Genomic DNA, 24,261 nt, shown 5'->3' with positions numbered 1-24,261 from the left:
TTTCGCGATCAATGCTGCGCAGCGGTGAGGGTCAGCTCGTCCCGGATCGTCTTGCCGGCCCGGGTGTGACGGCTGCCCCACCGCTGGGCGAACTGGGCGACGATGAGGAGTCCCGGGCCGCGTTCGTCGGAGAGGCGGGCGCGTCGCAGAGACCGATCGTTGCCGGCGAACCTGGTCATCGTCCACAACACCCTCGACATCGCCGACGCGGTGCGTCAGATACAGGCCGAGGGCCCTCACGTACGGCCAGGTTGCTTGCCGCCGACGGTGGCCCACGTCCAACACCGAAGTGCGGGGGCCTGGATTCTCAGCGGTGAGTGCGACGGTTCCATGACCGGTGGGCGTGGTTCGGTGTCAGAGGGTTCGGGCCGCAACGGCGTCGCGGAGGAGCCCGGCGAAGGTCAGGGCGGCAGGGATGCGTGGCCCCGGAGGAGGGCACGGCCGTGGTCCCGGGTACCTCGGCGCCGGGCGTGCCGGTCCTGCTCGGGTTTCAGGACCCGGCGGGCTCGACGACCGGCCGCGCTCTGCCGACCGGCCGGGCACTGGACGAGCTGACCGGCCCGGACGGCCTTGTCGAGGCGTCCCTGGTGGACGCCGGCGCGCCGGCCGCGTTGTTCGAGGCCAAGGCGTTCGGCCTGGACGGCACGGAATCCCTCACCGCGTTCGCCACCGCAGTGCCCGCGCTGACCCTGCCGCGCCGCCAGGCGGCGCTGGCCATGGGCCTGGCCCGCGAGGGCGATCCGGTCAGCCACACGATACCGAAAGCGGGCATCGTCGCCCGACCCGCGCTCTGTCGCACCACGCAGGGCATCCTCGTCAACCAGGACGAGTACGACCTGGCCGTGCGCATGGTCTCCATGCACGCCTCGCACCCGGCGATCGGCCTGACCTCCGCCGTGGCCCTGGCCACGGCCGCCACCACCCCTGGCACCCTCGCCCACCGCGTAGCCCGGCAGACCGCCGACGGCACGCTGCGCCTGGGCACCCCCGCCGGCGTGATCACACCCAAGCCGTCCCCGCCCCGGACGGCGCGTCCCCCACGGTGCTGCTGCACCGCGCCGCCCGGCGTGCGGGCTTCCTGGAAGGCCGGATCGTTCGCCTTGACGACCTACTGCCACGCCCTTTGCAGGGAGTCGACCGACTCCAGCACGGGCAAGAGGTCACCGTTGACATGAGGCAACGGCTCTACCTCAACCCATTGAAGATCCGGCATCCTGTTCACGTCGGCAACTTAGTCGGATCAACGGCTGAAGGGCGCCGTCGCGAGTGCACAGCCGCACGGCGGGGCCGCAGGCCGTTGTGGCTGCGGCCCCGCTCGGGCGCCTGGGTCAGGACGGGTCTCCGTACTGGAGGCCCCGTCCGTTGGTGCCGATGTAGACGCGGCCGAAGGTGTCGGGGTCGCCGGTGATGATGCCGAGGCTGCCGATGGCGCCCCACTGGTGGGCGCTGTCGTTGACGCGGAGCCAGGTGGCGCCCTTGTCGGTGGAGCGGAAGACTCCGGTGACGTCGTTGACGGTGCCGATCAGGTACAGGGCCTGGTAGTTGGCGCCGGGTGCGGCCTTGCCGAAGCCGAGGGCGGAGGCGGACTGCACCGTCTTGAGTGTGGTGAAGGTGCGGCCGCCGTCTGTGGAGTGCAGCAACCCGTTGCCGCCGCCGGCGATCCACAGGTCCCCGTTGATGCCGGGGACGGCGGTGAGCCTGCCGGAGGGCAGGCCGGTGGCGCGGGGGGTGAAGGTCGCGCCGCCGTCGGTGCTGGCGTGGAGCGTGCCGCCCGTGAGCGAGTAGAAGGTGTTGGCCGAGGAGCGGTCGGCGACGACCACGGCGTCGGTGCCCAGGCCGCTGACCTTCGACCAGCTCGCTCCCTTGTCGGTCGAGCGGTACGGGGCCTGGCCTGCTTCGGCCCAGACGATGGTGGAGCCGTCCGCGGCGAGGGCGACATGGCCGCTGTTCGCGCTGGGGACCGGTTCTGCGGTGAAGCCGTTCCAGGTGCTGCCGCCGTCGGTGGAATAGGCGCCGTCCTGCGCGCCGCCAGTGCCGACGCGGACCATCACCGCGGGGGCCGACTGGGCGAAATCGATGTCGGTGCTGCTGCTCATCAGCGGGTTCTTCAGCCGTCCGGCGGGCACCTCGGTCAGGGAGTCGTGGCGGAAGCCGCCTTGGTCGCCCATGGAGGTGATGACGGTGGCGCCGCCGGGAGGAGCGATCGCGTCCGCCAGCGAGGTCTCCTCCAGCCCGCGGGCCCCGGAGGTCCAGTGGCTGGTACCGCCGCTGTCGGAGGCGTTGGCGTCCTGGCTGCGCCAGATGCCGTTGCCGGTGCCGTACAGCACGTGCCCGGAGTCGAAGGGATCGATGGCCAGCGCGGTCATCCAGTGCCCGATGCCGGTACCGACGTACGGAGCGCCGGAGGCGTCCCGCTGCGACTTGTCGGCCAGGGCCTTCCAGGTCGTGCCGCCGTCGGTGGTCCGGTAGACCTCGTCCTGGGGCCACCAGCGGTCCAGGGTGGTGACCATCACCGTGGACGGCTTCTGCGGGTCGACGGCCAGACCGGAGAACCCGTAACCGCCCTGGGAGGGGGAGATGTTCTTCCACGCGCCGCCGGCCGGGGTGTACTTCCACACCGAGCCCGCCGTCGCGTCCATGGGGCCGATGCTGTTGCTGTACGTCAGGTACAGCGAACCGTCACCGGAGACGACACCGTGCTGCGGCATCTCGCCGGTGGGCCGCCCTGAGACGGCCTGCCAGCTGTTGCCGCCGTCGGTGGAGCGGTACAGGGAGGTGTCCTTGTCGTTGACGCCGACGTAGACCGTGTTGCTGCCGGCCGGGCCGTACGTCACGAAGGAGATGCCCGCGCCGCTGCTCGCCCCGTCCTTGACGGGGAACGAGGAGACCTGACTCCATGTCGCGCCGTAGTCGGTGCTGCGCCACAGGCCGTTCTTGCGGGTGCCCAGCAGCAGGGTGCCGTGGTCCGCGGGGTCGATCACGAGCCGCTCGCCCGCCCCCCGGCCGGGTTCGTTGCCGCCCACCTTGAACGGCAGATCGGTCCGCTGGAAGGTACGGCCCCGGTCGGTGGAACGCAGGATCGCGCCGTTGCCGGCCCACTCGTTGGTGTAGGTGCCCGTCGCGAGGTAGAGCCGGTCGGGGTCGACGGGGTCGGTGGCCAGCGCGTCGATGCCCAGCAGGTTCCAGTCCTTCTCGCCGAGCCAGTCGGTCAGCGGGATCCACTGCTCGGCCGCGGTGTCCCAGCGGTAGGCGCCGCCCATGTCGGTGCGCGCGTACAGCAGACCCTTCTCCTTCTGGTTGAACACCAGCCCGGTGACGTAACCGCCGCCCACCACCTGGGCGTTCTTCCACACATACGGTCCGGCCGCGGCCGTGGTCTGAGTACTGCCGGTCCCGGACGCCTGGGTCTCGGCCGTTTGCACCAGCTTCCACTGCTGGTTGGTGCCGCCGTGGCCCGGATACTGGATGATCGGCGCGCCCTCGGCCGTGGAGCCTCCGGAGACGTCCAGGACCTGGCCGCTCCTGCGGGAGGTGAAAGTGACGGCGTCGGAGCCGCTCACATCGTCGATCCGCCACTCCTGGGAAGTGGCGGAGCTGTCGGTCTGCTGCTCAGCGGCGGCCGCCTGGGCGGTCGAACCGCCCGCTATGCCCAGCACCTTGCCGCTGTTGCGGTTCACCAGCTCGTAGTAGCCGTCCCCGGTGGGTCTCAGCTTCCACTGCTGGTTGGCGGTGTTCTGGTCGGTCCACTGCTGGATGCGGGTGCCGTCGGCGGTGGAGAAGGCGTTGACGTCCATCACCTTGCCACTGCGTACGGAAACCAGCCGGTAGTAGGCATTGCCGTCGATCGTCGCGGCCTGCGAGTCCTCCTGCGCGAACAGGAGGTACGGCACGACGATGGCGGGCACGCCGAGCAGCAGAGCGGTGGCGGTCCAGCGACGGCGGTGGCGCCCGCGGCGTCCGCCGGTCGTGGGGTTGTTCATGGGGAGGTGTTCTCCTTGCATGCCGTTCACCAGAAGAGGAGTGAATCCAGGCACGGGCGATGACCGGATCCGACTCCTGGTGGTCACAGACCCCGCACAGGGTTGCCGCGAGCCGGGAACTTTTTCCGTTCACCTCGTGGTGCGGTAGGCGTTGATCAGCGTCCAGGGTGGAGTTGGTGCCCTTGGCGTCGATGGCCTTGGCCCGGAAGGACACCGAGCCTGGCGTCCCGGGCTGGTCCAGCGTCACGGACCGCCTGGCGTCCTCAGGATCCGGGTTCGTCTCGCCGAATGGCGTGAATCTTCCCGCGAAGGGGGCGCCCTTCCGGCGCAGCACCTTCGGCCGGAAGTGGCGGAAGGCCGGTGAGATCGTCGGCATGCCTGAGGGTTTCCGGTTCTACGACCACCTCCGCCACACCGGACACACCCTGGCCACCCGATCCGGTGCCACCGTCAAGGCACGATGGCCCGCGCCGGCCAGTCCTCCGAGAAAGCCGCGCCGATCTAGCAGCACCCCCAGGACGACGGAGAGTAGGAAGTCGCAGCCGGCCTCGACGCCACAGTACGGAAGGCATGCCAGGATGCTGCGGCCGTGCCAGAACAGCAGACGGTCGTCCCCGACGATCACCTTTCTGGCACGAATCCGGCACGCGGCAATAGATCACCGCGCACAGCAAAGAGGCCCGGGTCGATGACCTGGGCCTTCTCCATGGAGCGGGTGACGAGAATCGAACTCGCGCTCTCAGCTTGGGAAGCGACGGCGCTTGGGGAGCCGGGTGGCTTCTGACCTGCACATACATGCTCTGATGTGGCGCCCGGGAGCGCAGAATCGCACCGTTGTTGACCACGGTTTACCGGTCTTATGGGCACGCTATGGGCACGCCGTCGACCGCTGGCGGGAGAGAGCGCTTCTCGGCGCCGACGGACTGCCGGCCTCGGGAGACGAGCCAAGGCCGGAGATGCGCCGTTGCATGAGCACACGGGCCGACTGCTGACCTGCGTCGTGCAGTCGGTGGCTGAAGTCCAACCGCTCGTGCAGCGATCGGAGCGGGGAGCGCCGACCCCTGCGAAGCCTTCCGCATGCGTGTCTCAGCTCTACACCAGATTGAGGGCGTCCAAGAAGGCTGCAGCGGCTTTCTGGTCACCGTTCACGGTCACGTGTTCACGCCAGTGGAGCCTTGTCGTTGCCCAGGCTGTGAACAGGTGGGTTGTAGATTCCACCTCTGCGACCACTGAGACCGCGGCGGCATTGGGTAAGCCAGTGCCTCCGATGTCTCGGACGTTCAGACGTCCGTACGGTGTTTCGACCAATCTGCTCGCATACTCGTCATCAGGTGCGGACATACCGTCCTCTCCGGCTTTGAGTGCCATCCCCAGCCATCTGGCATTTTGGGTACTTGCCGTCGGTCCGCTGTTCCCAACGACTCGTCCTCGGCGCCCTCTAGGGCACGGACTTACTCGTGGTCGGTGGAGAGGGCGATGTGCCGGGCGGCGTCCATGTCCTTGCGGAAGGTGTCCAGCTTGGCGTCGAAGGCTTGCAGGGTGTCGGCTCCGAGGGGGAGGCGCAGGGGCGGCTCGGGGGTGCCGGCCATCTCGACGATGGCGCGGGCGGCCTTGGCGGGGTCGCCGGGCTGGGCGTGGTTCAGGCTCGCGGCGGCTGTGCGCATCGCGCCGACGGTGGGCGCGTAGTCGTCGATGGGGTCGGGGCCGGTGTGCAGGCTGGCCGGGTCGAGGAAGTCGGTGCGGAAGAAGCCGGGTTCCACGAGCGTGACGTGGATGCCGAGGGGGGCCAGTTCGGTGTGGAGGGTCTCGGTGAAGCCTTCGACGGCGAACTTCGTGGAGGCGTAGATGCCCCAGCCCGGCGCGGTGGCGAAGCCGACGATGGAGCTGATGTTGATGACGTGGCCGGAGCGCTGACGGCGCAGGACCGGCAGTACGGCGCGTTGGACGGCGAGCGGGCCGAACACGTTGGTCTCGTACACCGCGCGGACGGCGGTGTCGTCGGACTCTTCGACGGCGGCGAGCAGTCCGGTGCCGGCGTTGTTGACCAGGACGTCGATCCGTCCGAACCGTTCGATGGCCGCGTCGACGGCCGCCTGGATGCTCTGCGGGTCGGTCACGTCCAGCGCCACGGTGAGCAGTCTGTCGTCGGCGTCGGGGAACTGCTCACGGACGGTGTCGGGCTTCCTGGCGGTGGCGACCACCTGGTGGCCGGCCGCGAGGGCGGCACGGGTGATCTCCAGGCCGAAGCCCCGGGACGATCCAGTGACGAACCAAATACTCATTGTATTCTCCGGTGTTCAGATGGTGGTGGGCAGGTCGAAGGCCGCGCGGTTCTGGGCGATGAAGGTCTCGACGTCGAGGGGGTCGCTGCCGCCGATGGTCTTCACGAGGTCGTTGGTGCCGGCGAAGACGCCGTTGCGGTAGTCGACGGCCACGGCGAGCAGGTGCTGGATGAGGTGGTCCGGCGCGCCGCGCCCGCGCAGGATGGCGGCGAACTCGTCGAGTTCGATGGGCACGTAGGTGACCTTCCGGTCCAGCGCGTGCGACATCTTCTCGGCGATCTCGTAGTGGTCGAGCTCCTCGGCTCCGTAGAGCGGGTAGATCTGGCCGGCGTGCGGGGCGGGGTCCTCCAGGATGGCCGCGATCACTTTCGCCTGGTCGCTCTCGGCGATGGGGGCGTGGCGTCCGTCGGCGAACGGCAGGCGCAGTTCGCCGGTTCCGTCGGCCCAGGTGTCGATCAGCCACTGGGCGAAGAAGGTCGGGCGGATGTGGGTGACGGGGACCGGGGCGTGGTCCAGGACGCGTTCGGCGACCCAGTGCTGGCGGGCCGCGTTGCTGGCGGTGTTGCGGCGGGCGGAGACCTGGGACATGTTCACGATCGCCTGGACCCCGTTCTCCTCCGCGGCCTGGGCCACGTTGGCGGTGGCGTCCATCAGGCCGGGACGGATCGGATAGGTGAAGTACAGGGCGTCGATCCCCTCGGTCGCCCGGGCCAGGGAGTCCAGGTCGAGGGCGTCGCCTTGAACGACGTCCGCCCCGAGGGCGGCGAGCCGCTCGGCGCGCCCGTCGAGGCCGCGGACGAGGGCGCGGACGTGGTGGCCGTGCTGGAGGAGGAGTTCGGTGGTGTTGCGGCCGGTCTTGCCGGTGGCCCCGATCACGAGGAGGTGGCGTTCCATAAGGGTGATCTCCGTTTCTTGAGAGTGCGCTGGTGGGAGCTCCAGCGTCAGTCCTGCGCACGGGTGCCGCAGAAGATGAGTGAGGCGGTGCGATGCCCGCCCGGCAGAGGACGGTGGTTGCGCGGCCGACCCTGTGGTCAGGGGGTGTGGCGGGGCCGGAGGGCGAGCAGCGCGGCAGCCGCGGCGAGTCCGGCGCCGGCCTGGACCCACCAGGCGTGGTCGAAGCCGGTGGTCGTGGCCTGGGGGGTGAGGGCGACGAGCAGGGCCACGCCCACGGCGCTGCCGATCTGGCGGCTCATGTTGAGTACGGCGCTGCCGGTGGTGGCGCGTTCGGGGGCGAGGGTGCCTGCGGCGGCGAACAGCGGCGCCTGGGCCAGACCGCCGGCCAGGCCGACCAGGATCAGGCCCGGGAACATGCCGCCCCAGTAGTCGGGGGTGGTGTGCACGGCCGCCAGCCAGTACCCGGCGGCGAGTGCCATGGCCAGCGTGCCGGTCACGGCGGGGGCGGTACGTCCGAAGCGGCGCTGGAGAGGACCGGCGTTCATGGCGAAGGCGATCGAGGCCAGGGGGGCCGAGGCGATGGAGACGCCTGCGCGCAACGGGCTGAAGTGCCAGACCTCCTGCATGAACAGGGCGGTGCTGAGCAGGACGATGGCGAAGCCGGCGGAGAACAGGAAGAGGGCCAGGGCGGCGGCGGTGAACGGCCGACCGGCGAACAGCTGCTTCTCGATCACGGGCGCCTTGGCGCGCAGCGTGCGTTCGACGGTCGCGGCGCCGGCCAGGGCGGCTGCGACGAACAAGGCCAGGGTGCGGATGTCCGTCCAGCCCCACCCGGGTCCCTGGACGGTGGCGAGCACCAGCAGGCTCACGGCCAGCAGCAGGGCGAGGGCGGAGACCGGGTCCGGCAGGGCGGCGCCCCTGGGCTGGCGCACCTCGGGCAACAGCAGCGCGCCGGCGAGGAGGGTGGCGATGCCGACCGGAACGTTGATCAGGAAGATCCACCGCCAGTCGAGGGTGACGAGGAGACCGCCGACGGGCGGGCCCGCCGAGGCCGCGATCGCGCCCACGCCCGCCCACAGGCCGACCACCAGGGTGTGCTGGCGTTTGGGGAAGCTCGGGTAGAGCAGGCCGAGCGAGGTCGGCACGATCATCGCCGCGCCGACGGCCTGGAAGGCGCGGGCGGCGACCAGCACGCCGAGACTCGGTGCGGCGGCCGCGACGGCGGAGGTGAGGGTGAACAGCGCCACTCCGGACAGCAGCATCTTCTTGCGCCCCCACTGGTCCGCGATGCGGCCCGCGGGCACGAGCACGGCGGCGAAGACGATCGCGTAGGCCGACAGCACCCACGACACGCTCGCGACGCCCGCGCCCGGGAACGACCGGCCGATCCCGTCGAGGGCGACGTTGACGACGAAGAAGTCGAGCTGCGCCATGAAGGCGACGGCACCCAGCACCGCCATGATGCTCCAGCGGCGCGGGTGACCGGCGTCGGTGACGGCCGGAGCCGCACCGGCGGGCCTTGTCGATGCCGCGGCTGCCTGCGGTGAAGCCTGTGTGGACATGGCGTCCGCCCCTTACACGAAAATGGGCTTGCTAGCCCTTTTTTGGGCTCGACCTCATGGAACACCCAAAAAAAGGGGCTGTCAAGCCCACTTTCGTGCTAAGGTCATCCGCATGACCGCAAGCAGCGAAGTGCCGGCCCGGAAGCTGACCCCCAAGGGTCTGGCCACGCGCGAGCGCATCATCGAGGCAGCCGCGGAGCTGATCTACGAACACGGTGCGCAGAACACCAACAACGAGCAGATTCGCGAGGCCGCCGGCGTCAGCGGCTCGCAGCTCACGCGCCACTTCCCCACCAAAGAGGCCCTGGTGCGCGCGGTGCTCGCCTGGCAGGCCGACAACATCGTCGCCCGCCACCAGGCACCAGAGCTGGGCGAGCTGGACAGTTTCGCCGCCCTCCATCAGTGGGCCGACTCCTACATCGCCTCGCAGGACATGCTGCGCGGCGGATGCACGTTCGGCTCTCTGGCCGCCGAGGTCGTCAAGACCGAACCCTCCCACCGGGAGGCGGTGGCCGATGGCTTCGAGCGGTGGCAGGCGCTGTTCCGACGCGGCCTGAGCAAGATGCGCGAGCGCGGCGAGCTGCGGCCGGAAGCCGACCCGGCCGCGCTCGCACACCTGCTCACAGCCGCATTCCAGGGCGGAGCCCTCCTGGACCAGGCGGCCGAAGACAGCACCCCGTTGCGCGACGCGCTGTACGGCGTCCTGGCCTACATCGAGTCCTTCGCCGTAAAGGGCTGAACGGCCCGGCACTGGCGGACACCCGGCGGCAGCCGATGGGGGAGCACGCTGCCCGGTGGGGCCGCAGAGGGATCCGGACGGCACCCGCCCACTGCTCTGCGGAACTCCAAGGACCACCGGCTGGGCCGTCGGGCCCCGAAGGCGAGAGCGACCGCCGCGGGGTGACGGATCCCCTGACAATCAGCGAGTGATGGCCGTCGCCCCCCGCTCGTCGACGAAACGGAAGCGGATCACCGTGTCGTCTCCCGCGCGAAACAGACGGCGGCCTTCCAGAGGATCTCGTTGTCCTCCTTCAGCCGAGCGCTCTCCCGCCGCAGGCGCTTGAGCTCTTCTTTCTCATCAGCCGTCATGCCGGCGTCACCCTCGTCGTCACCGGCCTGGTGACCGAGTGGGAGGTGCGCGGCGCCGGGCAGCGGCTCGTGCGTGTGATCGTCCGGGAGGGCAAGGACGGCGACGGCCCCGAGGACGCGGCCTTCACCGTGGAGATCCAGCCCGACATGGACGCAGAGTGGCTGAAGCCTTCGCACCGCGGTCAGGCGCGCACGAAGGCTTCGAGGGCAAAAAACAGTCCCCGGTAGTGCTGCGCGTGTCCTGAAGCTTCAGTCGTCACTGTTGCCTCGGTATCGCGCCGGCTTGCCGGGGGCCTGAACCACATCCTGTCCGAGTCACTCCGCCGACTAGACGTCCTCACCGACTTTGTGGCCCTTCCGGTGTTGTGGTCTAGTAATCACTTTGCGCGACAAATGCCAAAAGTCAATACATTTTGCGTAACTTTTTTTGGCGTCCTCTGTGCGTCGTCGTGCGTCGTCGAACCCGCCGACGATCGTGCGCCCTCCGGCAGCCCCGGGGGGAGCAACGCTCGCGCCCTTCGTGTGCCCGGGCGCGGCCTGCTCAACGTGGCGGGAACCGTGCGCGTGCCGCCTCTGCGCAGGCCCTCGGTGACGACCGGCACCGGAGGCAGAGCGCGGTCGAGGACCTGCGGCGCTGGATGAGCCGGGTCGTGTCGTGATGCCGGAGATCACGGAGGACCACTTGGGGTGGGCGGGGCTGAGCGCGACCATGTCCTACGGATTCCCGGTACGGCGCGAGGGGACGTGGTGGCAGGGTTTCGACGCGCCCCTGCCGCGGAGCGTCGAACAGCTCACGGCGGCCGGTCACGTCTTCGCGATCAGCGAGACCGTGGTTCACCCGCACACGGACGACCAGGGCCTCGCCCGCCGCCTTCAGCAGCACCTGCTCGCCGACCACCACGCCTCGCTCGGGGCCACGCTGGTGGAACAAGCCGACTTGGCGGTCTGCGACGCCTTCCTGTCGTGGGGCTGGCAGGACATCGGAACGGTCCGTCGCCCGTCGGACCGTTCCGGTCTGCTGTCTCTCCGCCTGTCAGAGGCCGTGGTACTCCGGGCCCTCGTGCTTCCTCTCGGGCTCAGGCCGCGTACGGCTGCTCACCCGGACGGGCCGGCTCACGAAAACCGCACCCAACGCCCCGACTGAAACCGACGCCGATCACGTCCACCGCACGAGCCGCTGCCTCCGCTGCACCGGGGTGCCCGTCGTGGGAGCTGGGGCTGTGCGTCGTGCTCCGTCGGAGGATGCAAATTTCTCCGTCCACTCACACATGGCGCTATTACCCGATATTACGCAGTGGGTTGACCTCTATGACGGGCTCCAACATCCCCGAATGTGTGGCCCGAAGGGTGTGCGCCGACTCTCGACGAAGCGGTTACGACCTACGACTTCCGGCCATACGGATTTACGGTGTCACGCCCATAACTTTATGTGATATTCCGATTCGAGCCTGAGCGTATCCGTCAATACTCACCCAAATGGATCGCACATTAACGTTGTCTGCGGTTCCTCGCCAGCTAATCTGAATCAATACCTCTTTCCCGGGTCTCACCGCGCGGGCCATTGAAACCCGCGGCGCTTGCCAGTGGGAAGAGGTTCCGGCTCGCGGCAATTCGACAAGGACAGCAAACAAAACATTCACCATACCTCCCTAGAGGAGTATTCCCCTCAATGACGCAGAAAATCTCTGGCGCGTATCAATGGCGCGCAATGCCCGCCTGGGTCGCGTCGGTTATCGCGGTGTTGACCGCTGCTGCCGCAGTGGTAATGGTGCCGACACAGGCAAATGCCATTACAACGCCCGTCCCCCTTGGTACTGCCACCAGCTTCGCGGTGCTGGGCGGCGAGGCGGTCACCAATACCGGCTCTTCCCTGATCAGTGGAGACACCGGGGTGTCACCAGGGACTTCGGTTACTGGATTTTGTGCCCCGCCGCCGCCGGCGATCCCCGCATCTCCGCCGTGTGCCAATGTGATCAACGGGACCGTCCACGTGACAGACGGGCAGGCCAACGCTGCCCATGCCGCACTGCAGAATGCGTACACCGTCGCCGCAGCCCGGGGCCCCGTCGATGGCACCCTTAACTCGGAACTCAGTGGCGCAGGCGGCCCGACGGGGCTGGGTCCGGGCTTGTACGACTTCGTTCCTGGTGTGGTCACGAACTCGGGTGTTCTCACGCTGAACGGCGGCCCCGACGCCGTCTGGGTATTCCAGGTCCCCTCCGGACTGACGCTGGCACCCGGCAGCCGAATGGAATTCACAGGCGGCGCTACGGCATGCAATGTCTTCTGGCAGATCGGAAGTTCCGCGAGTTTCGGCAGCGACTCCTTCTCCGTGGGCACCTTCATGGCCCACACCTCGATCACCATGGAGAACAGGGCGACGGTCGAGGGCCGGGTGCTGGCCGGCGCCGTGGACGAGTCCGGGATCGTGTCGATGATCACCAACACGATCACTCGGCCGACTTGCGGGACCGGTACCTCCACCAGCACCACGAGTGGGGGGCTCCTCGGCGGCGGCCTCCTGGGCGGGCCCATCCTCTCGCCCGGCGCAACCTCGGGCAACACCGCCGGGAACACGGCGGGCAACACCGCCGGGAACAGCACCTCCGGGAACACCATGGGCAACACCGCGGGGAACACCGTCTCCGGGACCACCGTGGGCAACACGGCCGGGAACACCTCTGGCGGTATCGGCGGCGGGCCCGACCATGCGCCGGGCCAGCCGGACCATGCCGGCGGGCCTGGAAGGCCGGACCACGAGGTCAGGCCCGGACAGCCGGACCACGGCGGCAAGCCCGACCAAGGACAGTACGACCACGACAGCAAGCCCGACCAAGGACAGTACGACCACGGCGGCAAACCCGACCAAGGACAGTACGACCACGGCGGCAAACCCGACCAAGGACAGTACGACCACGGCGGCAAACCCGACCAAGGCAAGCCGGACGAGAACTTCGGCAAGCCCGACCAAGGCAAGCCGGACGAGAACTTCGGCAAGCCCGACCACGGCAAGCCGGACGAGAACTTCGGCTACGACGAGATGCCCCGGGGCTACGAGGGCGACGACCACTCCAAGGGCTCCGAGAGCTAGGCAGCGCACTGCGGTCAGTCAGCTCACCGGATGACGGCGCGCGGCGGAACTCTCATCGAGTCCGCAGCGCGCCGTCGGTGACAGTCAGCGAAAAATCCAGGCTCAAGCAGCTGGTAGAGAAAGACAGGTAGGCGGTGTCGAGCAGAATTGACTCAGCGGACGTGGAGGAAACCCAGCAGTCCGACTCGGGTCCGGCCACGCAGGAACGTCCTGACGCCACGACCGCGCCGCACACGTCACCGAGGGGCGCACGGGCGCTGGAATCCGGACTGCGCGCCGCCGTGGTCCTGTGCCTGGCGGCGAGTGTCGTCCACGTGATTCTCGTGTTCCTTCACGTGGCACCGGCCAACATCGTCTCCAAGCGATACAGCCCGCTGATCAATGCATGGGTGTATCCCTTCTTCGAACAGGACTGGCGGCTCTTCGCCCCGGACCCCGAATCCCTCAACCGGCAGATTCTGGCGAGAACCGCACACACCAGCTCCGACGGATCGGTTCAGGTGGGTCCCTGGTTCGACCTGACCGCCGTGGACATTTCCGCAGTCGAACATCAGCCGTTCCCGAGCCACACAGCGCAGAACATGCTGCGTCGTGCCTGGTCCGGCTACGTCGACACGCACGGAGGAGACGACAAGGCGCGCACGGAGCGCGCCCTGATGATGCAGAAGTACCTGGCCAACATCGCCGCGGACCGCGTCGCCGCCCACAACGGCGGCACCTTCGACTTCATTCAGCTCCGCGTCCTCGCACTGCCCGTCAACGACGCGCCCGGCCCCGCAGCCGACGAGCGCCCGCCGACGCCGGTCGAGAACCGGCTCCTGCCCTGGTGGAAGGTGACCCGCGATGGAAAATGAGGCGCAGAGGACCGCGTCCGCCGGCGCCGACCGGTGGATCGCCGCCCGGATCAACACCGTATGGGGCCTCCTGACCGGCCGCCCGGTGTCCCTGTACGCCGCATCGGTGCTGCGCATCGGCTACGGACTGCTCTACCTGCTCTTTCTGCTGCGCGAGTTCCCGCACCGTGCCGAGATCTGGGGTCCCGGCTCTGCATGGACGCCTGCCTTGGCACACCAGCTCTTCGAACAGACGGGCTGGTTCAGCGTTCTGCTCCTGTCCGACAGCCGCGCCTACTTCGAGCTTTGCTATGTGCTGGCCCTCGTCACGGCCGCACTGTTCATGCTGGGCTGGCGGACCCGCGTCCTGTCCGTCCTCTTCGCCGTCGTAGTGACCTCGTTCCATGCCAGGGCGATCTTCATGACGGACGGGGGCGACAACCTGATCCTGCTGATGGCCCTCTACCTCGTCCTCACGGCCTGCGGTCGGCGCTGGTCCCTGGACGCGCGCAGAAACCGACTGAAGACGGTTCACGCGGGCAACGCGCCCGAACGGCCGAGGAGTCTCTTCGCGCGGCAACTCCGCCAGGCCCGAATCACCTTGATCACGGTGGTGCACAACTGCGGCATGTTCGTCATCGCGGCACAGGTCTGCTTCCTCTATGGATCAGCCGGCCTGTACAAGGTCCAGGGAGCTTCCTGGCGCAGCGGCACCGCGCTCCACTACGTCCTGAACCTCGAACTCTTCAGACCCTGGCCCGCCATCTCCCATTTCGTGGACGAGCACACGCTCGTGCTCGCCGTCGCCGGCTACATGACCGTGCTCTTGCAGGTGGCATTCCCGTTCGTGCTCTTCGGCAGGCTCAAGTACCTCGTACTCACCATGCTGCTGGGCATGCACATCGGCATCGCCGCGCTCATGGGGCTGCCTCTCTTCTCCGGCGCGATGATCGTCGCGGACGCCGCGTTCCTTCCCGACCGCTTCTACACCTTCCTGCCCCACCTCTGCCGGCGCGCGATGCGGCGGACGGACAGCCGGCGTCCGGCCCCCGGACGGGCGGCAGGAGCCGGAACCGTACCTGCGCAAGGCGGCTCCGGCGTACTCGGCGCGAAGCATCGAGTGTCGCCCACGCAGGTCGAGCTGATTGGCAACGCCGCGGCGCTGGGCGATCGCTACACAAAGACGTTGAGGCCGCTGACGACTCCTGCGTACCGCCAGGCCGCGGAGGACGGGGGGACTTCCGGGCGCCGTTGAATTGGACGAGGTGATCGGCTACCCGCTGTCGATGCCGAGGATCTCGCGGTGGCCGCCGGCATTGACGCCGACCGCGATGAGGGCATGGGCGTTGATGACGCGCCCGCCCTCGCGGACCTTCTGCGTGAGCACGTCGACCCAGACGAACGCAGATCACCCGGCGTCCAGGGGCCGGTTGCGGAAGGCGGCGACCTGCTCGTCCAGGTGCCTGGCCATCACGCCGGCCTGGGACTTCGGCAGCCGGGTGACGCCGAGGCTCTCGGCGAGCTTCTCGACATGGCGGGTGGACCCACCCAGCAGCTAGTGCTGCGACCGGAAAGGTTCACCGGCTCGCGACGCCCGGCAAACCTTTCCGGTCACAGCACTAGGCGGTGGCGACCACGCTGATGAGGTCCTGCTCGGCCCGCCGCCGGCGTTCCAGGAGCCAGTGCGGGAAGTAGCTGCCGGACCGGAGCTCGCGGATGCTCACAGTCCGTAAGTACCGGCCTCCACACCCGCCCGCATGCTCACGATCCGTCAGCTGCCGCCGCCTGCCGCCCGATGGTGCTGGCTCGTGGAATCAGCCGGTGCGGCGCCCGGATCTCCCTGCCCGGCACGGGAGTTGAGCTGCCGATCCGCTTCAGCAGCCGTTCCACCGCCGTCTCCGCGATCACCTTCTTGTCCGGGGAGACCGTGGTGACGGGTGGATTGGAGTAGCGGCCGTCCTCGATGTCGTCGTAGCCGACGACGGCGATGTCCTCGGGGACGCGCAGTCCGCGGGAGGCCAGGGTGTGCAGGGCGCCCAGGGCCACCAGGTCGCTGTAGCAGAAGACCGCGTCGGGCGGTTCCTCCAGGTCGTCGAGCAGGTGGGCCATCGCGGTCGCGCCGTCGGAGCGGTTGAAGCGCGGGGTGGAGACGACGAGTTCCTCGCTGACGGGCAGGCCGGCTCGCTCGTGGGCCAACCGGTAGCCCCGGGTGCGCAGTTGGGCCGCCTCGCCGGTGCGGTAGGGCTGGTCGCCGATCGCGGCGACGCGGCGCCGGCCGAGGCCGAGCAGATGCTCGGTGGCCTCCAGGGAGGCGGCGACGTCGTCGATGCCGACATGGTCGAAACTGCCGTCGCTGACCCGCTCGCCGAGCACGACGAGCGGCAGGCTCGGGTCGCGTTCGGTCAGGTCGGACTGGGCGAGGCCGAGGGGGCTGAAGATGACGCCGTCGAAGAGCAGGTGCTGGGAGCCGCGGCTGAGGAACAGCTTCTCGTGCTCGGCGTCGCCGTCCGTCTGGTCGATCAGCACGTTGTAGCCCTGGACGCGGGCCGCGCGGATGATGCCCTGCAGCAGTTCGGCGAAGTAGGGCGTGTCCAGGTACGGCACCACCACCGCGATCTGGCCCGAACGCCCGGCGGCGAGGTTGCGGGCCAGCACGTTGGGCCGGTAGCCGAGCTTGTCCACGGCCTGCTGAACCCGGACCCGGGTGGCCTCGGCGACGGGCGCGTAGCCGTTGACCACATTGGACACGGTCCGGCTGGAGACGCCGGCGAGCTCCGCGACGTCGCGGAGTGTGACGCCCTTTGCCATATGCCACCTTCATCCCGTATGTCGGTTTCAGCGCTGAAAGTTTTCCCCCAAGAGAGTGCCTCTGCTCTTGCAGCGCGGCAACTTCTCGGTTAACACTTTTGCAGCGCTGCAGAGCGTAGCAGAAGGGCTTGATCCGGCGGATCGAGTTCCCAGGGACCGTGACGTCGCCGCGCCACGGACCGGATCCCCGAGAGCGATCACGGGGATGAACAGTAGGAGCCGCAGTGGGACCAGCAACCTCTCACGGGCCGGGAGCCGCACCCGTCCTGACTGGGCATCACCCTTTACTCACCGCGGTCTGAGCCGTTGCCCGGCGCGCCCGCCGCGCTGATCACCGAGCCGTCTCTCCTCCCTCACCGACGTCACACACGCCCACCCTCCCGCGTCGATCGACGTCCGCCCGCCGGCATCCGTAGGCGGGCAGCACACCCGAGCGCCTCGCGTCCGAAGCGCCCGCCCTTCACCCGAGCCGGCATGCCGCATGCCCTCACCCCGTTCACCGCCTTCACGCCGGTCCTCCGTGTGCCCGGCGCGCGTCCCCTCACCTCCCTTACTCCGTACTCCGTCCTGCCCTCGGGCACCACACCCAGGAGACCGCTCATGTCGTCCAGCAGAAAGCCCCAGCTCCGTTCCGTCCGCCGGACCACGGTCGCGGCGACCTCCGCCGCCCTCGCCGGCGTGCTCCTCGCGGCCTGCGGCGGCGGGGGCGGCAGCGCCGGCGGCGCGCAGAGCGGCCCCGTGCACATCAAGGTGTGGGCCTGGTACCCGCAGTTCAAGCAGGTCGTGGCCCAGTTCAACAAGACCCACAAGGACGTCCAGGTCGACTGGGTGCAGGCGGGCGTCGGCCAGGACGAGTACACCAAGCTGAAGACCACGCTGAAGGCCGGCCAGGGCGCACCCGACGTCGTCATGCTGGAGTTCCAGGAGCTGCCGACCATCCAGCTCACCAAGGGCCTGCTCGACATGGGCAAGTACGGGGCGACCGCCGACAAGGGCAACTACGTGTCCTGGGCCTGGAACCAGTCCTCCGACGGCGACCACGTCTACGCCATCCCGGTCGACGGCGGCCCGATGGCGATGATGTACCGGGCCGACCTCTTCAAGAAGTACCACCTCAAGGTGCCGACCACCTGGGCGGAGTACAAGGAGGAGGCGGCCAAGCTGCACAAGGCCGACCCCAGCGCCTACATGACCGACTTCGGCAGCGACGAGACGGCCGCCGGCTGGCGCCAGGGCCTGATGTGGCAGGCCGGTTCCCGCCCCTACACGTACTCGGCGAGCAAGCTGCCGGACATCGGCGTGAAGCTGAACGACGACAACGCCAAGAAGGTGTACGGGTACTGGGGCGACCTGGTCAAGAACAAGCTGGTCGACACCCAGTCGTACGCCACCACGGACTTCTACAGCGGCCTCAGCAGCGGCAAGTACGCCACCTACCTCGCGGCCGGTTGGGGCCCGGGCTACCTCTCCAGCGTCGCCGCGAAGACCTCCGGCAAGTGGCGCGTGGCCCCGCTGCCGCAGTGGACCGCGGGCGCCGGCGCCCAGGGCGACTGGGGCGGTTCGAGCTTCTCGGTGACCTCGCAGACCAAGCACCCCAAGGAGGCCACCGAGGTAGCCCGGGAGCTCTTCGGCACCTCCCAGGCCGCCTGGAAGATCGGCATCGACCAGGCGTACCTCTTCCCGCTGTCCAACCCGATTCTCAACGGGGCGTACTTCAAGTCCAAGAAGTACGACTTCTTCGGCGGCCAGCAGATCAACTCGGTGTTCGTGCCCGCCGCGAACGGCATCAGCTCCTTCGACTGGAGCCCGTTCCAGGACTACGCCTACAACACCGACACCAGTGAGGTGGGCAAGGCCCTCCAGGGCCAGACCGCCTGGTCGTCCGTCAACGACAACGTCCAGCAGCAGGTGACCTCCTACGCGGCCAAGCAGGGATTCAAGGTCAGCAAGTAACCGGCCCGGGTCCCCGACTCCCCACCGCCTCCGCCGGCGCGCCCGCGCCCGACAGCTCCGCCGCCGGCGGGGGCCCGCACCACGCGCAAGGAGAAGTGATGAGCCTGCTCCGACAGCAGGGTTCCACCGCGGTGGCACCGCCACGTGCCGTCCCCGCGAGGGGACTTCGCACTCCCGTGGCGGGCCGGCGCCCCGGCCGGCTGTCCGCCCGCACCCGGCACAAGGGCATGGGCCTGCTGCTGGTCAGCCCGTTCCTCCTGCTCTTCCTGGCCTTCCTGGTGGCCCCGCTGTGCTACGCCTTCTGGCTGAGCCTGCGCACCTCCACCCTGGTCGGCGGCGACCACTTCAGCTGGTTCGCCAACTACCAGCAGACCTTCACCGACCCGCAGTTCCTGTCCGGTGTGCGCAGAGTCGTCGTCTTCGGTGTGGTCCAGATCCCGGTGATGCTCGGCTTCGCCCTGCTCGGGGCGCTGATCATCGACGAGGTGACCAGCAGGCTCGCCAAGGTGTTCCGGATGACCCTGTTCATGCCGTACGCCGTACCCGCGGTGATCGGCGCGCTGATGTGGGGCTTCCTGTACAGCCCGACCTTCGGCCCGGTGAACTCGATCAGCAACTCGCTCGGCCTCGGCAAGGTCGACCTGCTGTCGCACGGTCTGATGCTGACCTCGCTCGGCAACATCGTGACCTGGCAGTGGACCGGCTACAACATGATCGTCCTGTACGCCGCCCTCCAGGGCCTGCCCCGCGAGGTCTACGAGGCGGCGAAGCTCGACGGCGCCGGCCAGCTCCAGACGGCCCTGCGCATCAAGGTCCCGATGATCTCCTCGGCGCTGGTGCTCACTCTGATGTTCACCCTCATCGGCACCCTGCAGTTCTTCACCGAGCCTCGGGTCCTGGAGAAGACCGCCTCCTCGGTGATCACCCCGGACTACACGCCCAACCTGTACGCCTACAACCTGGCGTTCCAGTACTCGGAGTTCAACTACTCCGCCGCCATCTCCTTCTCCCTCGGAGCGGTGGTCTTCATCGGCTCCTACATCTTCCTGTTCGCCACGCGCAAGAGGAGCGGACTGAAGTGACCACCGTCGCCGCACCCGCCGTCACCGCCGCCCCGGCCACCGGCCGTCGCCCGTCCGCCGCGCGCGGACGCGTCACCGTCAACGTGGTGATGGTGGCGATGATCCTGTACTTCCTGCTGCCGTTCTGGTGGCTGGTCGTCGCCGCCACCAAGGGCAACGACGCGCTGTTCTCCACCGCCGCCCTCTGGTTCCACTCGCCGGGCTCCTTCTTCACCAACCTCCAGCAGCTGTTCACGTACAACGACGGCGAGTACCTGCGCTGGATGGGCAACACCGCGATCTACGCCGGTGTCAGCGGAGTGGGCGCCACCGCCGTGGCGACTCTCGCGGGCTACGCCTTCGCCAAGTACCGCTTCCCCGGCCGGAACCTGCTCTTCTCCAGCCTCCTCGGCGCCATCATGGTGCCCGCCACCGCGCTGGCCATCCCCACCTATCTGCTGCTGAGCAAGGTGGCGCTGACCAACACCATGTGGGCGGTCATCCTGCCGCAGCTGCTCAACCCGTTCGGCGTCTACCTGGTGCGGGTCTACGTGCAGGAGTCCCTGCCGGACGAGCTGCTGGAGGCGGCCCGCATGGACGGAGCCGGCGAGCTGCGCGTGCTGTGGTCGGTGGCGCTGCCGACGCTGAAGCCGGCGCTTGTCACCGTGCTGCTGTTCTCCATGGTCGGCACCTGGAACAACTTCTTCCTGCCGTTGGTGATGCTCAACAACGACAAGCTGTTCCCGCTCACCGTCGGCCTGCAGTCCTGGTACGAGGGAGCGATGATCCAGTCCGGCGCCAACGCGCTGTTCACCCTGGTCATCGCGGGCTCCCTGGTGGCGATCCTGCCGCTGATCGTCACCTTCCTGCTCCTCCAGCGGTACTGGCGCGGCGGTCTGACCGTCGGAAGCCTCAAGTGACCTGACGGGCCCGCCCGTTCCTCCTCTTCTTCTTGCGCACCTCCCGGAGCGACCTTCATGCTGCACGCCTCCCTGACCGTCGACCCCGCCTTCCGCGTCGCCGACGTGAGTCCCCGTACCTTCGGTTCCTTCGTCGAGCACATGGGCCGCTGCGTCTACACCGGCATCTACGAGCCCGGCCACCCGCTCGCCGACGAGGACGGCCTGCGCCGCGACGTCCTGGACCTGGTGCGCGAGCTGGGCGTGACCGCCGTGCGCTACCCCGGCGGCAACTTCGTCTCCGGCTTCCGCTGGGAGGACAGCGTCGGCCCGGTCGCCGACCGCCCCACCCGCCTCGACCTCGCCTGGCACAGCACCGAGACCAACGCCTTCGGCCTGCACGAGTTCCACCGCTGGGCCGAAAAGGCCGGCGTCGAGCCGATGATGGCCCTCAACCTCGGCACCCGGGGCGTCGCCGAAGCCCTGGACCTGCTGGAGTACTGCAACCACCCGGGCGGCACCGCCTGGTCCGACCAGCGGATCAAGAACGGCGCCCCGGACCCGTTCGGCATCCGCATGTGGTGCCTGGGCAACGAGATGGACGGCCCCTGGCAGACCGGCCACAAGACCGCCCAGGAGTACGGCCGTATCGCCGCCGAGACCGCCCGCGCGATGCGCATGATCGACCCGAAGCTGGAACTGGTCGCCTGCGGCAGCTCCAGCTCCGCGATGCCGACCTTCGGCGCCTGGGAGGCCACCGTCCTGGAGGAGGCGTACGACCAGGTCGACTACATCTCCTGCCACGCCTACTACGAGGAACTCGACGGCGACCTCGGCAGCTTCCTGGCCTCCGGCGTCGACATGGACCACTTCGTCGACTCGGTGGTGGCCACCGCCGACCACATCCGGGCCAAGCTGCGCCGCAAGAAGCGGATCAACCTCTCCTTCGACGAGTGGAACGTCTGGTACAACACCCGTTTCGAGGCGCAGGAGAAGCCCACCGAGTGGGCCGTCGCCCCACGCGTGATCGAGGACGAGTACAACGTCGCCGACGCCGTCGTGGTCGGCGGACTGCTGATCAGCCTGCTGCGGCACAGCGACCGGGTCACCGCCGCCTGCCTCGCCCAGCTCGTCAATGTGATCGCCCCGATCCGCAGCGAGGCGGGCGGCCCGAGCTGGCGGCAGACCACCTTCCACCCCTTCGCCCAGGCGGCCCGCCATGCGCGCGGCACGGTCCTGCGCGTGGAGCCGCTGGCGCCGACCTATGAGACGGAACGTTTCGGCGAGGTCTCCGTCGTCGATGCCGTGGCCACGCACCTCGCGGAGGCGGACGGCGCCGACGAGCTCACCGTCTTCGCCGTCAACCGGCACCAGAGCGAGAACGTCGAACTCGCCCTCGACCTGCGAGCGTTCCCCGGCTACACGCCGGTCGAGCACTCGGTGCTGAGCGACCCCGACATCCGCGCCGCCAACACCCAGGACGACCCCGACCGGGTACGCCCGTACGTCGCCGACACCGGTCCCGTCGCCGACGGCCGCCTGACCGCGAGCCTGCCGCCGGTCTCCTGGAACGTCATCCGGCTGCGCCGCGCCGGCTGACCCACCCCCTCGGACACCCGCCGCTCCTTGTTCTCCCGGAGAGCGGCGGGCCCCGCACCACCCCCTCTTCCCGGACATTCCTTGGGAGCCGCCCATGTCCACCACCAGGGAAGGCGCCAGACACGGCGCCCTGCCCCGCACCCAGGCGATCACCCTGCTGCTGGCCCTGCTCGCAGCCGCCGTCGCCCTCGTCCTGCCCGCCGCCGGCCCGGCGCACGCGATCTCGCGCGCCTCGCAGACGATGTACACCCCGCCGTCGAACGCCCCGTCGCCCGGCTCGCTCTACCCGCGCGCCATCCGCCTGCAGAACAGCGGATCGTCCAACGGCACCCTGCTCGCCACGTTCGAGCAGTACAGCTCGGGCACCCCCGTCTTCCCGATCTACCGCAGCACGGACAACGGCAACAGCTGGAGCCAGATCTCCAGCATCAGCGACACCCACAACGGCTTCGGCATGCGCTACCAGCCGTTCCTGTACGAACTCCCCACCGCCGTAGGCAACTTCCCGGCAGGCACGATCCTCGCCGCCGGCAACTCCATCCCCAGCGACCTGTCCTCGACCGAGCTGCACCTGTACGCCAGCACCGACCACGGCGCCAGCTGGTCGTACGTCAGCACCATCGCCACCGGCGGCAAGGCCGACCCCACGAACGGCCAGACGCCGGTCTGGGAGCCGTTCCTGATGGTCTCCGGCTCCAAGCTGATCGTGTACTACTCCGACCAGCGTGACCCCAACAACGGCCAGAAGATCGTGCACCAGGTCAGCACGGACGGCCTGACCTGGGGTTCCGTGGTGAACGACGTCGCCACCTCGACCTACAGCGACCGTCCGGGCATGCCGGTGGTCGCGAAGCTCCCCAACGGCAACTACGTGATGACGTACGAGTTCTGGGGCGCCCCGGAGGGCGGCTTCGCCGTCTATTACAAGATCTCCTCCGACCCGGAGGCCTTCGGCTCGGCGACCGGCATCGCGCTCAAGGCCACCGACGGCACCCAGCCCAAGAGCTCCCCGTACATCACCTGGCTGCCCACCGGTGGCGCCAACGGCACCCTCGTGGTCAGCGCCAACAGCAGCGACGACCTGTTCCTCAACACGCAGAACGGCGCCGCGAACACCTGGACGCGCATCGCCTCCACCGTCCCCGGCGGCTACAGCCGCGGTCTGCTCCCGCTCGCCGACGGCCACAGCCTGCTGGTCCTCAGCGGCGGCCACCTGACCAGCACCGGCCTCAACCCGGTCAGCTACGGCACCATCGACCTGGGCGGCGGCATCTCCGACGGCGCCACCTACACCATGTCCAACGCCAACAGCCATCTGATGCTCACGATCGTCGGCGGGTCGACGACCAACGGCGTCAACGCCACCCAGCAGAACGCCGACAACGCCACCGACCAGCAGTGGAAGTTCGTCCAGCAGACCTCCGGCTACTTCAAGATCTTCAACGTGGCCAGCGGCAAGGTGCTGGGCGTGCAGAACCAGTCCACCGCCAACGGCGCCAAGGTCCTGCAGTGGGACGACAACGGCACCCTCGACCACGAGTGGGCCGTCGCCCCGAACCCGGCGGGCGGCTTCACCGCAACCAACCGGAACAGTGGCAAGTACCTGGAGATCCCCAGCGCCTCCACCACCGTCGGCACCGCCGCCGGGCAGTGGTCCGACACCGGCTGCGCCTGCCAGCGCTGGAACCTCACCCAGACCGCCCTGCCCACCCTGTCCACCGGCCAGTACCGGCTGGTCAACAAGAACAGCGGCAAGTTCCTGGAGATCCCCGGCGCCTCCACCACGGTGGGCAAGCAGGCGGGCCAGTGGGTGAACACCGCCAACAACTGCCAGCTGTGGACGTTCCAGTCGGTCAGCGGCGGGACGTGGACCGTGAAGAACGTCAACAGCGGTCTGTTCCTCGACAACAACGGCTCGACCTCGGCCGGCGCCGCCGTCGTCCAGAACTCGTCGTCGGGGGCGAGCTCCCAGAAGTGGACGCTCACCGACGCGGGAGGCGGCTACTTCAAGCTCGTCAACTCCGCGAGCGGCCTGGTCGCGGACGTCGCCTCGGCCTCCACCGCCAACGGCGCACTGATCGTCCAGTCGGCGGACAACGGCGCCGATGACGAACTGTGGCAGGTCGTGCGGGTCAACTGATCCGCCAGGGGGCCCGGTCGCCGCCGGGCCCCCGACCTTCTGCCCAGCATCCCGAACGATGACTGTCATA

General features: G+C 68.8%; 18 protein-coding genes and 2 pseudogenes. 13 read left to right on the top strand and 7 right to left on the bottom strand.

The features are described 5' to 3' along the window. Positions 1–8 precede the first annotated feature (8 nt). Positions 9–179, bottom strand: coding sequence for a hypothetical protein (locus tag ACFZDK_RS12260; protein ID WP_390971937.1), 171 nt, complete (start codon positions 177–179; stop codon positions 9–11). A gap of 240 nt (positions 180–419) precedes the next feature. On the opposite strand from ACFZDK_RS12260, the gene ACFZDK_RS12255 reads away from it, so the two are divergent. After that, positions 420–1,175, top strand: coding sequence for a PrpF domain-containing protein (locus ACFZDK_RS12255; RefSeq protein WP_390971936.1), 756 nt, complete (start codon positions 420–422; stop codon positions 1,173–1,175). Between the two features lie 153 nt (positions 1,176–1,328). Here the strand turns inward: ACFZDK_RS12255 and ACFZDK_RS12250 are convergent, their stop codons facing one another. Next, positions 1,329–3,980 carry an RICIN domain-containing protein gene (locus ACFZDK_RS12250; protein WP_390971935.1) on the bottom strand — a complete coding sequence of 884 codons (2,652 nt, stop codon included), beginning with the start codon at positions 3,978–3,980 and terminating at the stop codon, positions 1,329–1,331. 308 nt (positions 3,981–4,288) lie between these two features. Here ACFZDK_RS12250 and ACFZDK_RS12245 point away from each other — a divergent pair. Then, positions 4,289–4,629: pseudogene (locus tag ACFZDK_RS12245) on the top strand (site-specific integrase); the annotation flags it as partial. Between the two features lie 802 nt (positions 4,630–5,431). Here ACFZDK_RS12245 and ACFZDK_RS12240 read toward each other — a convergent pair. The 3 genes from ACFZDK_RS12240 to ACFZDK_RS12230 form a co-directional block, all read right to left on the bottom strand. Beyond that, positions 5,432–6,262, bottom strand: a complete 831-nt coding sequence (locus ACFZDK_RS12240) for an oxidoreductase (RefSeq protein WP_390971934.1) — start codon at positions 6,260–6,262, stop codon at positions 5,432–5,434. A 15-nt stretch (positions 6,263–6,277) separates the two neighbouring features. After that, complete coding sequence (locus ACFZDK_RS12235) at positions 6,278–7,156, bottom strand: NmrA family NAD(P)-binding protein (protein ID WP_390971933.1); 879 nt, start codon at positions 7,154–7,156, stop codon at positions 6,278–6,280. 137 nt (positions 7,157–7,293) lie between these two features. Next, positions 7,294–8,718: an MFS transporter gene (locus ACFZDK_RS12230; protein WP_390971932.1), complete on the bottom strand. Its 1,425-nt coding sequence runs from the start codon at positions 8,716–8,718 to the stop codon at positions 7,294–7,296. Between the two features lie 112 nt (positions 8,719–8,830). Here ACFZDK_RS12230 and ACFZDK_RS12225 point away from each other — a divergent pair, with 112 nt between their 5' ends. From ACFZDK_RS12225 to ACFZDK_RS12200, 6 genes are all read left to right on the top strand, one after another. Continuing rightward, positions 8,831–9,457, top strand: a complete 627-nt coding sequence (locus ACFZDK_RS12225) for a TetR family transcriptional regulator C-terminal domain-containing protein (RefSeq protein WP_390971931.1) — start codon at positions 8,831–8,833, stop codon at positions 9,455–9,457. Positions 9,458–9,837: 380 nt separating this feature from the next. Continuing rightward, positions 9,838–10,035 carry a hypothetical protein gene (locus ACFZDK_RS12220; protein WP_390971930.1) on the top strand — a complete coding sequence of 66 codons (198 nt, stop codon included), beginning with the start codon at positions 9,838–9,840 and terminating at the stop codon, positions 10,033–10,035. 430 nt (positions 10,036–10,465) lie between these two features. Continuing rightward, on the top strand, positions 10,466–10,951 hold the full coding sequence (locus ACFZDK_RS12215; protein WP_390971929.1) for a hypothetical protein: 486 nt from the start codon (positions 10,466–10,468) through the stop codon (positions 10,949–10,951). Positions 10,952–11,476: 525 nt separating this feature from the next. Continuing rightward, positions 11,477–12,898 carry an ice-binding family protein gene (locus tag ACFZDK_RS12210; RefSeq protein WP_390971928.1) on the top strand — a complete coding sequence of 474 codons (1,422 nt, stop codon included), beginning with the start codon at positions 11,477–11,479 and terminating at the stop codon, positions 12,896–12,898. A gap of 281 nt (positions 12,899–13,179) precedes the next feature. Then, the gene (locus tag ACFZDK_RS12205) at positions 13,180–13,752 is read left to right on the top strand and encodes a DUF5819 family protein (RefSeq protein ID WP_390971927.1); all 573 of its coding nucleotides are present in this window, start codon (positions 13,180–13,182) and stop codon (positions 13,750–13,752) included. Then, entirely contained in the window at positions 13,742–14,986 is a 1,245-nt protein-coding gene (locus ACFZDK_RS12200; RefSeq protein WP_390971926.1) for an HTTM domain-containing protein, read from the top strand. The genes ACFZDK_RS12205 and ACFZDK_RS12200 overlap by 11 nt, the downstream gene beginning before the upstream one ends. Before the next feature lie 30 nt (positions 14,987–15,016). Here the strand turns inward: ACFZDK_RS12200 and ACFZDK_RS12195 are convergent. Beyond that, positions 15,017–15,455 (bottom strand): annotated as a pseudogene (locus ACFZDK_RS12195) (transposase); the annotation flags it as partial. Between the two features lie 37 nt (positions 15,456–15,492). After that, positions 15,493–16,539 (bottom strand): substrate-binding domain-containing protein, encoded by a 1,047-nt coding sequence (locus tag ACFZDK_RS12190; RefSeq protein ID WP_390971925.1) that lies wholly within the window; start codon positions 16,537–16,539, stop codon positions 15,493–15,495. Positions 16,540–17,139: 600 nt separating this feature from the next. On the opposite strand from ACFZDK_RS12190, the gene ACFZDK_RS12185 reads away from it, so the two are divergent. The 5 genes from ACFZDK_RS12185 to ACFZDK_RS12165 all read left to right on the top strand — a co-directional run bounded on the left by ACFZDK_RS12185 (position 17,140) and on the right by ACFZDK_RS12165 (position 24,191). Continuing rightward, positions 17,140–18,492: an extracellular solute-binding protein gene (locus ACFZDK_RS12185; RefSeq protein ID WP_390971924.1), complete on the top strand. Its 1,353-nt coding sequence runs from the start codon at positions 17,140–17,142 to the stop codon at positions 18,490–18,492. 98 nt (positions 18,493–18,590) lie between these two features. After that, positions 18,591–19,574, top strand: a complete 984-nt coding sequence (locus ACFZDK_RS12180) for an ABC transporter permease subunit (RefSeq protein ID WP_390971923.1) — start codon at positions 18,591–18,593, stop codon at positions 19,572–19,574. Beyond that, on the top strand, positions 19,571–20,473 hold the full coding sequence (locus tag ACFZDK_RS12175) for an ABC transporter permease subunit (protein ID WP_390971922.1): 903 nt from the start codon (positions 19,571–19,573) through the stop codon (positions 20,471–20,473). The genes ACFZDK_RS12180 and ACFZDK_RS12175 overlap by 4 nt, the downstream gene beginning before the upstream one ends. A 57-nt stretch (positions 20,474–20,530) precedes the next feature. Next, positions 20,531–22,051 carry an alpha-L-arabinofuranosidase C-terminal domain-containing protein gene (locus ACFZDK_RS12170; protein WP_390971921.1) on the top strand — a complete coding sequence of 507 codons (1,521 nt, stop codon included), beginning with the start codon at positions 20,531–20,533 and terminating at the stop codon, positions 22,049–22,051. Positions 22,052–22,145: 94 nt separating this feature from the next. Continuing rightward, positions 22,146–24,191, top strand: coding sequence for an RICIN domain-containing protein (locus ACFZDK_RS12165; protein ID WP_390971920.1), 2,046 nt, complete (start codon positions 22,146–22,148; stop codon positions 24,189–24,191). The last annotated feature ends 70 nt before the right edge of the window (positions 24,192–24,261 follow it).

The sequence above is a fragment of the Streptomyces sp. NPDC007901 genome (genome assembly GCF_042959465.1).
Lineage (GTDB): Bacteria > Actinomycetota > Actinomycetes > Streptomycetales > Streptomycetaceae > Streptomyces.
The sequence above is the reverse complement of the archived record's forward strand: the minus strand, read 5'-3'. Positions and strand labels throughout refer to the sequence as shown.

Coding starts and splice junctions, on each gene's coding strand:
- ACFZDK_RS12260 (WP_390971937.1), bottom strand. CDS start 179: ATGACCAGGTTCGCCGGCAACGATCGGTCTCTGCGACGCGCCCGCCTC.
- ACFZDK_RS12250 (WP_390971935.1), bottom strand. CDS start 3,980: ATGAACAACCCCACGACCGGCGGACGCCGCGGGCGCCACCGCCGTCGC.
- ACFZDK_RS12240 (WP_390971934.1), bottom strand. CDS start 6,262: ATGAGTATTTGGTTCGTCACTGGATCGTCCCGGGGCTTCGGCCTGGAG.
- ACFZDK_RS12235 (WP_390971933.1), bottom strand. CDS start 7,156: ATGGAACGCCACCTCCTCGTGATCGGGGCCACCGGCAAGACCGGCCGC.
- ACFZDK_RS12230 (WP_390971932.1), bottom strand. CDS start 8,718: ATGTCCACACAGGCTTCACCGCAGGCAGCCGCGGCATCGACAAGGCCC.
- ACFZDK_RS12225 (WP_390971931.1), top strand. CDS start 8,831: ATGACCGCAAGCAGCGAAGTGCCGGCCCGGAAGCTGACCCCCAAGGGT.
- ACFZDK_RS12215 (WP_390971929.1), top strand. CDS start 10,466: ATGCCGGAGATCACGGAGGACCACTTGGGGTGGGCGGGGCTGAGCGCG.
- ACFZDK_RS12210 (WP_390971928.1), top strand. CDS start 11,477: ATGACGCAGAAAATCTCTGGCGCGTATCAATGGCGCGCAATGCCCGCC.
- ACFZDK_RS12200 (WP_390971926.1), top strand. CDS start 13,742: ATGGAAAATGAGGCGCAGAGGACCGCGTCCGCCGGCGCCGACCGGTGG.
- ACFZDK_RS12190 (WP_390971925.1), bottom strand. CDS start 16,539: ATGGCAAAGGGCGTCACACTCCGCGACGTCGCGGAGCTCGCCGGCGTC.
- ACFZDK_RS12185 (WP_390971924.1), top strand. CDS start 17,140: ATGTCGTCCAGCAGAAAGCCCCAGCTCCGTTCCGTCCGCCGGACCACG.
- ACFZDK_RS12180 (WP_390971923.1), top strand. CDS start 18,591: ATGAGCCTGCTCCGACAGCAGGGTTCCACCGCGGTGGCACCGCCACGT.
- ACFZDK_RS12170 (WP_390971921.1), top strand. CDS start 20,531: ATGCTGCACGCCTCCCTGACCGTCGACCCCGCCTTCCGCGTCGCCGAC.
- ACFZDK_RS12165 (WP_390971920.1), top strand. CDS start 22,146: ATGTCCACCACCAGGGAAGGCGCCAGACACGGCGCCCTGCCCCGCACC.